The following is a 12,732-nucleotide window of genomic DNA, read 5'->3' on the forward strand; positions in this document are numbered from 1 at the left end:
AAAAGCCAATTAGTTTAGATGTTATGGAGCACACATGAGCGAAACCGTATCTCAAAATAAAGAAACTCGTGGTTTTCAATCAGAAGTAAAACAACTACTGCATTTAATGATCCATTCTCTTTATTCAAATAAAGAGATCTTTTTGCGCGAGCTGATCTCTAACGCATCAGATGCATCAGACAAACTGCGCTTTCAGGCGTTATCTAACCCAGATCTATACGAAGGTAATGCAGACCTTTGCGTGAAACTGTCGTTTGATGAAAGCGCAAATACCTTAACCATTTCTGATAACGGTATCGGTATGAGCCGTGATGATGTGATTGAGCACTTAGGAACAATCGCAAAATCTGGAACAGCCGAGTTTTTCTCAAAGCTATCTGAAGAGCAGAGCAAAGACTCTCAGCTTATTGGTCAGTTTGGTGTTGGTTTCTACTCGGCATTTATTGTTGCTGACGCCGTTACCGTGCGCACTCGCGCTGCGGGTCTAGCCGCTGATGAAGCGGTACAATGGCACTCAGCGGGTGAAGGTGAGTACACCATCGAAAACATTACCAAAGAGTCACGTGGTACCGACATCATTCTTCATATGCGTGAAGAGGGTAAAGAGTTTTTGAATGAGTGGCGTCTACGTGACGTTATCAGTAAGTACTCTGATCACATCGGCATTCCTGTTTCAATCCAAACTGTCGTTCGTGATGACGAAGGCAAGGAAACAGATGAGAAAAAGTGGGAGCAAATCAACAAAGCCCAAGCACTGTGGACGCGTAACAAATCTGATATTTCAGAAGAAGAGTATCAAGAGTTCTACAAGCACGTATCACATGACTTTGCCGATCCATTGGTCTGGAGTCATAACCGTGTAGAAGGTAAAAACGACTACACGAGCTTACTATACATCCCATCGAAAGCACCTTGGGATATGATGAACCGCGACCACAAATCAGGCTTAAAACTTTACGTACAGCGCGTATTCATTATGGACGATGCAGAGCAATTTATGCCGTCATACTTACGCTTCGTACGTGGTTTAATAGACTCAAACGATTTACCGCTAAACGTATCGCGTGAGATTTTACAAGACAATAAAGTGACTCAGTCTCTACGTAATGCTTGTACTAAGCGCGTGCTAACGATGCTCGAGCGTATGGCCAAGAATGACGAAGAGAAATACCAATCATTCTGGAAAGAGTTTGGTCTTGTGATGAAAGAGGGCCCTGCGGAGGACTTTGCAAACAAAGAGAAAGTTGCAGGTTTATTGCGCTTTGCTTCAACTGAAGTGGACTCTTCTGAGCAAACTGTGGGCTTGGCGTCTTACGTTGAGCGCATGAAAGAAGGTCAAGATAAGATCTACTACTTGACGGCAGACAGCTATGCAGCTGCGAAAAACAGCCCTCACTTAGAACAGTTCAAAGCGAAAGGCATTGAAGTTATCTTGATGTACGACCGCATTGATGAGTGGCTGATGAACTACTTAACTGAGTTTGATGGTAAACAGTTCCAGTCAATCACTAAAGCTGGGCTTGATCTAAGTCAGTTTGAAGATGAAGCAGAAAAAGAGAAGCAAAAAGAAACCGAAGAAGAGTTTAAGTCGGTTGTAGAGCGCACGAAGTCTTACCTAGGCGATCGTGTGAAAGAAGTTCGTACCACCTTCAAACTCGCATCTACGCCTGCTGTTGTGGTAACGGACGATTACGAAATGGGTACTCAAATGGCGAAGCTTCTTGCGGCAGCTGGTCAAGCTGTGCCGGAAGTGAAATACATCTTTGAGCTAAACCCTGAGCACAAATTGGTTAAGCGTATGGCTGACGAAGCCGATGAAGAAGCGTTTGGTCGCTGGGTTGAAGTTCTGCTTGGTCAGGCAATGCTAGCGGAGCGAGGCTCTATTGAGGATCCAACAGAGTTCTTAGGAGCCGTTAATCAACTTTTGACTAAGGTGTAATAACCTCTGCAAATCAAAAAGCTCGCATTTCGCGAGCTTTTTGTTTGTTGTCGCAAAATTTTGCATCTCAAGTGCTGAGTTAATAATCAATAGGGCGTGAAAGAGGGTACTGTTAACATTCTTTAGTCTTAATACACTCTTTGCTCAGAGAACCTGTGATAGAATCTGCGACTTGAATGTGAGTAATAAGGCGTGTATTTTTGCTCGCCTATATACGTTATACCGAAACTTATCGTTGCAGGTGCTTCTCAGGTTTGATGTCTAAGAGGTCAGCTATTGTGAGCTTCGGTATAAATCTTAAATATTAAAGAGGATAAATCATGCGCATCATTCTTCTAGGTGCTCCAGGTGCAGGTAAAGGCACACAAGCAAACTTCATCATGGAAAAATACGGTATTCCACAAATCTCTACTGGTGATATGCTTCGTGCTGCTATCAAAGCAGGTACAGAGCTTGGTAAACAAGCTAAAGCTGTTATTGACGCTGGTCAGCTAGTTTCTGATGAAATCATCCTTGGTCTTATCAAAGAGCGCATCGCTCAAGAAGACTGTGCAAACGGTTTCCTACTAGATGGTTTCCCACGTACTATCCCTCAAGCTGACGGCCTAAAAGAAATGGGCGTAGACGTAGACTACGTTATCGAATTTGACGTTGCAGACGATGTAATTGTTGAGCGTATGGCTGGTCGTCGTGCTCACCTTCCTTCTGGTCGTACTTACCACGTGGTTTACAACCCGCCTAAAGTGGAAGGTAAAGATGATGTAACTGGTGAAGATCTTGTTGTTCGTGATGACGACAAAGAAGAAACAGTACGTGCTCGTCTAGGTGTTTACCACGAGCAAACTGCGCCACTAATCAACTACTACGGCAAAGAAGCTGAAGCAGGCAAGACTAAGTACCTTAAGTTCGATGGTACTAAGCAAGTAGCTGAAGTTAGTGCGGATATCGAGAAAGCACTATCTTAATTTGCTGAAGTCAAAAATTTAATATTTTGATATATTGAAAGCGGCCCAAGTGGTCGCTTTTTTTAGTTTACTCGTAAACATATATCTAATTAACTTCAGCTCGGCTATTCGTTACTTCGAGGTTACTTAAATATATGAACCAAGCCGTTTACCATGAATAGGATGTTATGAAAGAGAATAATAAACAGGGTGTACTCCTAGTTAACCTGGGAACTCCTGACGCACCAACCGCTCCTGCCGTAAAGCGCTTTTTAAGTCAGTTTCTTCATGATCACCGAGTGGTAGACATGACTCGATGGCTTTGGTGTCCACTATTGCACGGCGTTATCCTTCCTATCCGAGCTCCTAAAGTTGCCAAACTCTATCAATCAGTATGGATGGAAGAGGGCTCGCCGTTGATGGTGTACTCTAAACGCCAAACTGAAAAGTTAGCACAAAAGCTTGATATACCTGTAGAGCTTGGTATGACGTATGGTAACCCAAGTTTACAATCAGGCTTTGAAGCCCTATTGGCGCAAGGCGTTGATGAAGTCATTGTTTTACCTTTGTATCCGCAATACTCGGGCACAACAACGGCAGCGGTTTCTGACGGAATCACTAAAGCATTTAAAAACCTGCCTGTGATGCCGGGCTTTAGCTTTATTCGTGATTATTACAATCACCCGAAATATATTGAAGCGTTAGCGCATTCAGTTCGTGAACATTGGCAAAAGAATGGCCAGGGAGATTACCTGCTGTGTTCTTATCATGGTATTCCAAAACGCTATGCTGACAATGGTGATGTTTACCCACAGCATTGTGAAGAGACGACTCGCTTGCTTGGGGAAGCGTTAGGTTTAAGCGAACAACAAATTGGCATGACGTATCAGTCCCGATTTGGGAGAGAAGAGTGGCTTCAACCTTATACCGATAAGACCCTAGAAGCACTTCCTGCAAAGGGTGTGAAAAATATTAATGTTGTGACCCCTGCATTTTCGTCAGATTGTTTAGAGACGTTGGAAGAGATCTCGGAAGAGTGTAAAGAGATTTTCCTTGAAGCTGGTGGCGAAAACTTTACCTACATCCCTTGTTTGAACGATAGTGAACTTCATATCGAGATGATGGTTGAGTTAGTTCAATCTAAACTTTAGATACAAAAAAGGGTCGCAATAGCGACCCTTTCTACGTTTAGTTGAGCGATCAAGCAACTTGTACTTGCTGCTCTTCTACTTGCTCTGCCGTGCTGTGCGTATTTTCAGCGCCATGCATCCAGCGAACGAGTGTATTAGAGAATAGGAGCAAAATTACGCCACTTACGGTTGCGCTGACCGCAATACCACTAAAGATAGCCATAGCGCCTAACTCGCCTACGTGAGAGCCCACATAGCCCGCAACATAGTTAGCAATCGCATTACAGCCAAACCATGCACCCATCATAAGTGAAGCTAAGCGAAGCGGTGCTAATTTAGTCACCAATGAAAGACCAATTGGTGATAAACACAGCTCGCCTAATGTGTGGAAGAAGAAAGCGCCGACCAACCATAACATCGATGTTTTTACTGTTGTATCTCCACCTTGTTCTAGCACTGCGCCAACCATACAAAGGAAACCAATCGCCAAGAAAAATAGTGCCATCGCAAATTTCACTGGCGAAGTAGGTTCACGTTTACCCAATTTTACCCAAAGGACAGCCAGAACTGGCGCTAGAGTAATAATGAAAAATGGGTTTAGTGATTGGAACCACGCAGCAGGAACTTCGAAACCACCAATCATGCGATCAGTATATTGTTGAGTGTAGATGTTCATCAGACCACCAGCTTGTTCAAAGCCTGCCCAGAAGACAATAGTGAATAAGCTCATGACCAGAATTACTTTTAGTCGATTCACTTCTTCTTTGGTGAGTGGCTGCTTCGTGGTGGCGTTTTTGTTGTTTAGATCTCGTTTCGCCGCTGGTTCGCGACCAATATCACCAAGCCATGATTGAGCCAGTACCATTTGCATCACTAGGCTAACCAGCATACCCACACCAGCGGCAACAAAGCCAGCTTTCCAACCGTAAGAGGTTGTCACAGAGCCAGAAACGACGCCGGCAAGTAATGCACCTAAGTTGATACCCATATAAAAGATAGTGAATGCACCGTCACGACGGTTGTCACCTTCTTGATAAAGGTCGCCAACCATGGTTGAGATATTTGGCTTAAAGAGACCGTTACCAGTGATAAGTAGGCCAAGGCCTAAATAGAAACTGTGTAGCGAACCAATACCTAAAGCATCAGCAGGAAGTGCAAGAGTAAACTGGCCGATGGCCATTAACGCGCCACCAAGCAAAATTGAGCGACGTTGACCTAAATAGTTATCTGCTAGGTATCCACCGATAAGAGGCGTGATATACACAAGCCCTGTGTATATGCCGTATAGGTCTAATGCGTCTTTGGTTGACCAGCCAAGGCCGCCATTCATTGTTGTATCAGTAAGGTAAAGCACGAGAATGGCACGCATTGCGTAGTAAGAAAAGCGTTCCCACAGTTCAGTACCGAACAATAAGAACAGGCCACGTGGATGACCAAAATATTGATGTTGGTTTGACATAAGCTCTTCTAATAATAGTTATTACATTTTTTAACGACTTCTACGTATACAATGCAATTCAATGAGTGACAAATAATAAAATTTTGCCATTCGACTATTTTTGTTTGTTAAGTAGCTGTTTTTGATTGGATTTGCAGATTATATGATGGTGTATTGGTTGTGTTACAAACTTAATTTCCATTTTTGCCTATGGACTTCTTTATCGTAAGTTGCTGAAAAAATGTCGTTAATGCGAGCGATGTATAATCATACTTTTATAGATAAACTGAATATCAATGACTCAACTTTGGCTTAATGCTAGGATAAAAACAAAATAGAATTGGCTAGTAAAAAGATGAAACGTTGGTATCTACTTTATTGTAAACGTGGGGAGCAGGTTAGGGCGAAACAACACCTTGAAAATCAAGGTGTAGAGTGCTTTTATCCAACTGTAGGAGTTGAGAAGATTTTGCGCGGGAAAAGACAAAAAGTCGAGGAACCGCTGTTTCCTTGTTACGTATTCGCTTACTTTGATTATGAGCAAGGGCCAAACTTCACCTCAGTCCGCTCTACTCGAGGTGTTGTTGACTTTGTGCGTTTTGGTGCTCAACCGAAAGAAGTTCAAGGTGACTTGGTCTTCGAATTGATGCAGCTAGAAAAGTGTTGTAATGACAATACCGTTTCTGAATGCATGCCAAAACCAGGCGATCAAATTAGAGTTAAAAGCGGTCAATTTGCGGGCATAGATGCCATCTTCCAAGAACAAGATGGTGAGAAACGCTCAATTATGCTAGTTCAGATGATCACCAAGCGTGTGCCTGTCAGCATAGACAATAGTGATTTAGATTTAAAATAGCCTAATTCCATCAAACATAAAAAGAGGTGCAAAAGCACCTCTTTTTGATCGTATCTAATTGATCGTATCTAATTTTTTGTCTGTTTTAAAAGGGTTGGACGAACCAACCCTTATCTTTATCGTAGAGAATTAGTATGAATCGTTGTGAACGGTCTGTACTGCACGACCTGATGGGTCAACACAGTTTTGGAACGATTCATCCCATTCAATCGCCTTCGCTGAAGAACACGCTACTGAAGGGCCTCCTGGTACACACTCTGCTGCTGATGGAAGTGGGAATAACTCTTCAAAGATTTCACGGTACACGTAGCCTTCTTTTGTCGTTGGCGTGTTGTATGGGAATCGATATTGAGCTGTTTCCATCTGCTGGTCTGTCACTTTCTGTTCCGCTACTTCTTTCAGCGTATCGATCCAGCTGTAGCCAACGCCATCAGAGAATTGCTCTTTTTGACGCCATGCGATCGATTCTGGCAGGTAGTGCTCGAAGCACTCACGAAGGATGTGTTTCTCCATTTTACCGTTGCCACACATCTTGTCTGCTGGGTTCAAGCGCATTGCTACATCAATGAACTCTTTATCTAGGAAAGGTACGCGTCCTTCAACTCCCCATGCTGCCAGCGACTTGTTAGCACGAGCACAGTCGAACATGTTCAGAGCAAGCAGTTTACGCACAGTCTCCTCGTGGAACTCTTTCGCGTTTGGCGCTTTGTGGAAGTAAAGGTAGCCACCAAAGATTTCGTCAGCGCCCTCACCAGACAATACCATCTTGATACCCATCGCTTTGATCTTACGACCCATTAAGAACATAGGTGTTGATGCGCGGATAGTCGTCACGTCATACGTTTCAATGTGGTAAATCACGTCACGAATCGCGTCCAAACCTTCTTGAATCGTGTACGTCATTTCGTGGTGAACGGTACCAATTTGGTCGGCAACTTCGCGAGCGGCTTTCAGGTCAGGCGCGCCTTCTAGGCCAACAGCAAAAGAGTGCAGTTGAGGCCACCAAGCTTCAGACTTTTCATCATCTTCAATACGCATCGCTGCAAAGCGTTTTGCTACCGCAGATGTAATAGAAGAATCTAGACCGCCCGAAAGAAGTACACCGTAAGGCACGTCAGTCATTAGTTGGCGTTTAACAGCCGCTTCTAGCGCTTCAGTCAATTCTTCTTTGCTAGTGCTGTTACCTTGTACTGCTGCGTACTCGTTCCAGTCACGAACATAGTAACGTGTTGGCTCAGTATCTTTAGAGCTGTAATAGCTACCAGGAGGGAATTCACTTACTGTTTTACATACTGGAACAAGAGCCTTCATCTCTGATGCCACATAGTAGTTACCATGCTCATCGTGACCTTGATAAAGAGGGATAATACCAATATGGTCACGTCCGACTAAATACTCATCTTTTTCTTCGTCGTAGAGCACAAAAGCGAAAATACCGTTTAGTTCTTCAAGGAGATCTGCACCCATATCTTGGTAAAGTGCAAGAATGACTTCACAGTCTGAATCGGTTTGAAATTCGTACTTTCCTTCGTAACGAGCACGAATTTCTTTATGGTTGTAGATTTCACCATTGACGGCAAGGATGAGCTTCTTATCAGGGCTGTATAGCGGCTGTGCACCACTATTTAGACCAACAATCGCCAAGCGCTCGTGCGCTAAAATAGCACGCTCTGAAGAGTAAATCCCAGACCAGTCTGGGCCACGGTGACGAAGTTTTTTCGACATCTCTAATGCGATAGGGCGCAATGCGGCTGCATCGCTTTTAATGTCTAAAATGCCAAATACTGAACACATACTACATCCTTACTAAACTAAACAATTTCTAATCGGTATGGTTTAAATTTGCCATTACTAATAAAAAAAGCAACGTTTTGTGATTAAAAAAATGATAAAAGGCCTTGTTGTATGGAAAATATTTAACTCAACCGTTGTTTTGGTGAATGAGATCAAGGTTTGGTATAAAAACTATACAAAAAAGGCTTTCTATCAATAGAAAGCCTTCCGAAAAATATCAGTGCTGTTGCTTATTTAATTGGTGTGAATTTAGGTTGAAGTTGTTTACAGACGTGTCGAGCAAAACCGCTACCAGCTTCACTATAAATATTGAATGCTGCGTCAACGCCATTTTCAAGTAAGCCTTCCAATTGATCTGGGTATTCGGCGATAGCGGCAATTTGCCCCTTATATTTTCTGCGTTTAAGCTGCTCAAGTGCTGTTTGGTTACCTTGATGATGTGGCATTGCAAGCAGAACCAGTTTTACATGACCTGTATCTAAAATTCGCTCCCAGAAATCCGGGTCGGTGGCATCACCAGAAATCACATTTCTTCCTTCTGAACGATGATGATGTGCAGCGTCTTCACGAATTTCTATACCCAATGAAATTTTGCCATAGCGTGAACGTAGCTCATCATAAGCGCCCGTTCCAATACGCCCCATACCTAAGATCAATACTTGGGCATGACCTGGGTTGATGAGTTGGTCGCGTTGATTGAGCTTTTCTACCGCTGTCTCTTGCAGCCACTTACCTGAATGTTGATAAATTTTATGGCTAAGGCGGTTAAGTGGCGCGGAAATTACAAAGGATACCGACACCGCAACCGCAATCGCAGCAAGCATATCACTTGGCATCCAGCCCATTTTATAGGCCAACCCAGCAACAATAAGACCAAACTCACTGTAGTTAAATAGTGATAAAGAGGCGAGCAAAGAGGTACGTACTCGAAACTTAAAATGATTAATAGTGACGAAGTACAAGAGTCCTTTGATTGGTAGCAGTAAGATAAATAGCAGGGCGAGAACGACGCCATTCACGCTCAATGAGGCGGATAAACCAATGTTCAAAAAGAAGCAGACTAAAAAGAGCTCCTTCATATTGAATAATGACTTGGATAGTTCTGAGGCTTTTGGGTGACCTGCGAGTAGCATGCCTAAAATTAGCGCGCCCAAGTCTGGTTTCATCCCGACCAACTCGAATAGCCCAGCACCGACAACAAGCGCGAAGAAAATACCGAATAGCACCAGCATTTCGCCGTGGCCAACTTTATCGAGCAGCTTATAGAATAGGGGACGAAGGAAAGGCAGTGCGAACAAACCGATGGCATACCATTCTGGGACTTTTCCGGTTGAAGCAGTCAGGAATACTACGGCAAAAATATCTTGCATGACCAAGATACCGATCGCGAGTGTGCCGTAGGTCGCGTTCATTTCGCCTTTTTCTTGCAATGCTTTTACGGCAAAAACGGTACTAGAGAACGATAGTGCAAAAGCTAAAAGCAGGATTTGGCTGCCGTCCATACTGGCTAGCGAAGTCAAGCCCAGTAGTTTTAAGCCGGATAACGCTAGGGCAAAAAAAGCGGTAGAGAGTATGTTGTGGGCGGTTGCCCCTCCCCATATTTCTTTGGACAGCAGGGTTTTTACATCGAGTTTGAGTCCAATAGTAAACAGAAGAAGAGTAACACCAAGATCTGCGAGAGTGACAATAACGTCATTGCTTTGGTAACCAAATGCATGCAAGCCAAATCCAGCTAGTAGAAAACCAACGAGGGGAGGGAGGCTGCATTTAAGCGCAATAAAACCAGCTAAAAAAGCGGCTGTAATTAGAATAATTTCCATACTGTTGAGCTGTATTCCTGATATACAAAAACGGGCTGTGAAAACACAGCCCGAGATTGTAACTCAATTGGTTGTATAAACTTAGTCTTCCAGTAACTTTTGTAACAAAACTCCGTTTAGCATAGCGCGTTTAATCATCGCAAATGCGCCCATCGTTGGCTGCTTATCAATGTGAGAAGCCACGATAGGGAGGTCGTTATGGAAAGTTTTAAGAGATTGATTCTCTACGTTGCGTTGAATTGCAGGGAAAACAATATCTTGTGCTGCAGTAATATCGCCAGCAATTACAATTTTCTGTGGATTAAATAAGTTAACCGTAATCGCAATCGCTTTACCTAGCTGGTTGCCCACTCGCACTAAACTCTGTTTCGCAAGTTCATCACCATTCATTGCGTGCTGACATACCGCTTCAATTGTGATGTTTTCAAGGTCGGTTAAGCTTGATTCGTATCCTTGAGTAATCAGTTGCTTCACTCGTTGAATAATCGCTGGGTTTGCAGCTACGGTTTCTAAACAGCCAAAGTTTCCACATTGGCATTGCTCACCAAGCGGGTCAATTTGGATATGACCAATTTCACCGACGTTGCGGTTAAAACCAAGAAAAACCTGGCCGTTAACGATAATACCTGCGCCAGTACCGCGGTGGACGCTAACCAAAATAGAATCCTGGCAGTCTTGGCTTGCTCCAAAGTAGTGCTCAGCCAACGCCATGCCACGTACGTCGTTGCCAACAAAGCATGCTGTATTAAACTTCTCTCCAACAATTTCACCGAGAGCAAGATTATCGATATCGGTATTAGGCATGTATTCGACCACGCCAGTTGTTGGGTTAACAAGGCCCGGTAAAGTGATGCCGATAGCGATGAGTTGATCAATTTTGTCTTCGCATCGGCTTACGAAATCTTTTAATAAATCGATAAGTCCTGCGATTAAGTCTGCTTGGTTAGTGTAGTGCAGTTCATGCTGATCTTCTGCCAGCGCGGTACCACCTAAATCGTATAAACTGAACTGTACGTAATCTCGACCTAAGCGAACGGCAATCGAATGAAAAGGTTTGACTTCAGTAGTCAAAGAGATCGCACGACGACCACCAGTTGAAGCTTGTTGGGCGACCTCCTTAATAAGGCCGCGCTCTAAAAGTTGGCGGGTTATTTTGGTAACACTAGCAGGCGCGAGCTGACTCACGTCCGCGACTTGAATACGGGAGATAGGACCTTGCTGATCAATCAGCCTATATACCGCAGCGCTGTTAAGCTGTTTTACTAAATCTACATTACCAATCTGTCCGCCATTCATGCTTAATTTTGCTCGTATTGTCCGTTAACAACCGTCGCTTTTACTTTAAAGTCACGATCGAAAATAGTCAGGTTTGCAACCATCCCTTTTCGAACTCGGCCAAGGCGATCCTCAACACCAATTGCTGTTGCTGGGTATAACGTGGCCATTCGTAGAGCTTCGTCTAAAGCGATCCCCGCGTGCTCAACTGAATTCTGAACTGCTTCAATCATTGTCAAAGCTGAGCCGCCTAGCGTGCCATTTTCATCAACACACTTACCATCTCGGTAATATACTTTCTTACCGACAAAAATAAAGTGATCAATGTTAGCACCTGCTGGAGCTGTGGCATCCGTCACCAAAACAAGCTTTTCACCTTTGATTTTATGAGCAATTCGGATGTTTGCGTAGTCGACGTGAAAACCATCAGCAATAATGCCAGCATATACGTCAGGAGTATCGTAAATTGCACCAACAACTCCTGGTTCACGACCAACCATTGGTGTCATTGCATTAAAGAGGTGTGTAGCAAAAGTAATGCCTGCTTCAAAGCTTTTACGTGCTTCGGCGTAGGTTGCATTTGTGTGGCCAATTGAAACTACGATGCCAACAGCCTTTAATCGCGCAATATGCTCTGGGTCGTTATGCTCAGGTGCTAGTGTTACTTTCGCTACGATATCGGCGTTTGTGCAGATAAGGTCGATCATGCTTTCGTCTGATGGGCGAATAAAATCTACGTTATGGATGCCTTTTTTCGCGACGTTAAGGTAAGGACCTTCGAGGTGTAAACCAAGCGATTGATTTTGATACTTGTTGTGGTACTCACGAGCTGCGGCAATTGCAGTTCGCATATCTTCATCAGATGACGTAATGAGTGTTGGCAGGAAGCTAGTACAGCCAGATTTGAGGTTTGCCTGGTGCATGATTTGCATGGTTTCAGGGGTAATTGCATCGTTTAGCATTACACCGCCACAACCGTTCAACTGCAGATCGATAAAGCCTGGACTTAGATTAGCGCCTGCAAGGTCTTTTAGTTCGATGCTTTGAGGTAGCTCAGAAACCGGCACAATAGATTGAATAAGATCGTTTTCGATGATGACCGCATGATCGGTAAGAACATCACTACCGGTATAAATTTTACAGTTACTTAGCGCGTACATAGTCAGCTAGTCCTTATAGATGAGAATTCAATTTCTATATCGTTATCTAAGTAGAGACTGCTTCAGTCATATGGGTACTTAGTTTGTATCACTGAATTAGATAACGAGTCACATACAGCAAGTCGCGTTTTATCGATGTTATTGTCATAGTAACTAACTGAAAAGTAATAATTGTATGGTTTTTTATGATTCTTTTTCAGAGCAAAGTTACAGTGATTTACCCGCCTAGATACCAAAATAACACTGATTCTGCCTTGCATAAAGTGCGAGAATATTATCTTTAAAACGCCATTTTTTCGTATAATAAAATAAGTTTTATGATCTCGCTAGCAAAAACCTTCCGAAAGGGCAAATTGTGGTGATTATGATCACAAAC

At 43.4% G+C, this 12,732-nt stretch carries 9 protein-coding genes; 4 read left to right on the top strand and 5 right to left on the bottom strand.

The genetic code is table 11. The annotated features are described in order from the left end of the window. Positions 1–34: 34 nt before the first annotated feature. The 3 genes from htpG (at position 35) to hemH (ending at position 4,034) form a co-directional block, all read left to right on the top strand. The gene (gene htpG / locus R7E29_RS09755) at positions 35–1,939 is read left to right on the top strand and encodes a molecular chaperone HtpG (protein WP_053303298.1); all 1,905 of its coding nucleotides are present in this window, start codon (positions 35–37) and stop codon (positions 1,937–1,939) included. Positions 1,940–2,259: 320 nt separating this feature from the next. After that, a complete protein-coding gene (gene adk / locus R7E29_RS09760) occupies positions 2,260–2,904 on the top strand; it encodes an adenylate kinase (RefSeq protein WP_005382094.1) in 645 nt (214 codons plus the stop codon). A gap of 167 nt (positions 2,905–3,071) precedes the next feature. Then, positions 3,072–4,034 (top strand): ferrochelatase, encoded by a 963-nt coding sequence (hemH, locus tag R7E29_RS09765; protein WP_017819956.1) that lies wholly within the window; start codon positions 3,072–3,074, stop codon positions 4,032–4,034. 49 nt (positions 4,035–4,083) lie between these two features. Here the strand turns inward: hemH and R7E29_RS09770 are convergent, their stop codons facing one another. After that, positions 4,084–5,472: a peptide MFS transporter gene (locus tag R7E29_RS09770; protein WP_005382097.1), complete on the bottom strand. Its 1,389-nt coding sequence runs from the start codon at positions 5,470–5,472 to the stop codon at positions 4,084–4,086. 334 nt (positions 5,473–5,806) lie between these two features. On the opposite strand from R7E29_RS09770, the gene rfaH reads away from it, so the two are divergent. After that, complete coding sequence (gene rfaH, locus R7E29_RS09775) at positions 5,807–6,307, top strand: transcription/translation regulatory transformer protein RfaH (RefSeq protein ID WP_054576697.1); 501 nt, start codon at positions 5,807–5,809, stop codon at positions 6,305–6,307. 129 nt (positions 6,308–6,436) lie between these two features. On the opposite strand, the gene asnB is transcribed toward rfaH, so the two are convergent. From asnB to nagA, 4 genes are all read right to left on the bottom strand, one after another. Continuing rightward, entirely contained in the window at positions 6,437–8,101 is a 1,665-nt protein-coding gene (asnB, locus tag R7E29_RS09780; RefSeq protein ID WP_005384979.1) for an asparagine synthase B, read from the bottom strand. A gap of 230 nt (positions 8,102–8,331) precedes the next feature. Next, positions 8,332–9,921: a cation:proton antiporter family protein gene (locus R7E29_RS09785; protein ID WP_005384981.1), complete on the bottom strand. Its 1,590-nt coding sequence runs from the start codon at positions 9,919–9,921 to the stop codon at positions 8,332–8,334. An 81-nt stretch (positions 9,922–10,002) separates the two neighbouring features. Beyond that, a complete protein-coding gene (gene nagC, locus R7E29_RS09790) occupies positions 10,003–11,217 on the bottom strand; it encodes a DNA-binding transcriptional regulator NagC (protein WP_005382105.1) in 1,215 nt (404 codons plus the stop codon). A 2-nt stretch (positions 11,218–11,219) separates the two neighbouring features. Then, the gene (gene nagA / locus R7E29_RS09795; RefSeq protein ID WP_005382107.1) at positions 11,220–12,356 is read right to left on the bottom strand and encodes an N-acetylglucosamine-6-phosphate deacetylase; all 1,137 of its coding nucleotides are present in this window, start codon (positions 12,354–12,356) and stop codon (positions 11,220–11,222) included. Positions 12,357–12,732 lie beyond the last annotated feature (376 nt).

The organism is Vibrio sp. Vb1729 (genome assembly GCF_033338655.1).
In the GTDB taxonomy this organism is placed as follows: domain Bacteria; phylum Pseudomonadota; class Gammaproteobacteria; order Enterobacterales; family Vibrionaceae; genus Vibrio; species Vibrio alginolyticus.

Coding starts and splice junctions, on each gene's coding strand:
- htpG (WP_053303298.1), top strand. CDS start 35: ATGAGCGAAACCGTATCTCAAAATAAAGAAACTCGTGGTTTTCAATCA.
- adk (WP_005382094.1), top strand. CDS start 2,260: ATGCGCATCATTCTTCTAGGTGCTCCAGGTGCAGGTAAAGGCACACAA.
- hemH (WP_017819956.1), top strand. CDS start 3,072: ATGAAAGAGAATAATAAACAGGGTGTACTCCTAGTTAACCTGGGAACT.
- R7E29_RS09770 (WP_005382097.1), bottom strand. CDS start 5,472: ATGTCAAACCAACATCAATATTTTGGTCATCCACGTGGCCTGTTCTTA.
- rfaH (WP_054576697.1), top strand. CDS start 5,807: ATGAAACGTTGGTATCTACTTTATTGTAAACGTGGGGAGCAGGTTAGG.
- asnB (WP_005384979.1), bottom strand. CDS start 8,101: ATGTGTTCAGTATTTGGCATTTTAGACATTAAAAGCGATGCAGCCGCA.
- R7E29_RS09785 (WP_005384981.1), bottom strand. CDS start 9,921: ATGGAAATTATTCTAATTACAGCCGCTTTTTTAGCTGGTTTTATTGCG.
- nagC (WP_005382105.1), bottom strand. CDS start 11,217: ATGAATGGCGGACAGATTGGTAATGTAGATTTAGTAAAACAGCTTAAC.
- nagA (WP_005382107.1), bottom strand. CDS start 12,356: ATGTACGCGCTAAGTAACTGTAAAATTTATACCGGTAGTGATGTTCTT.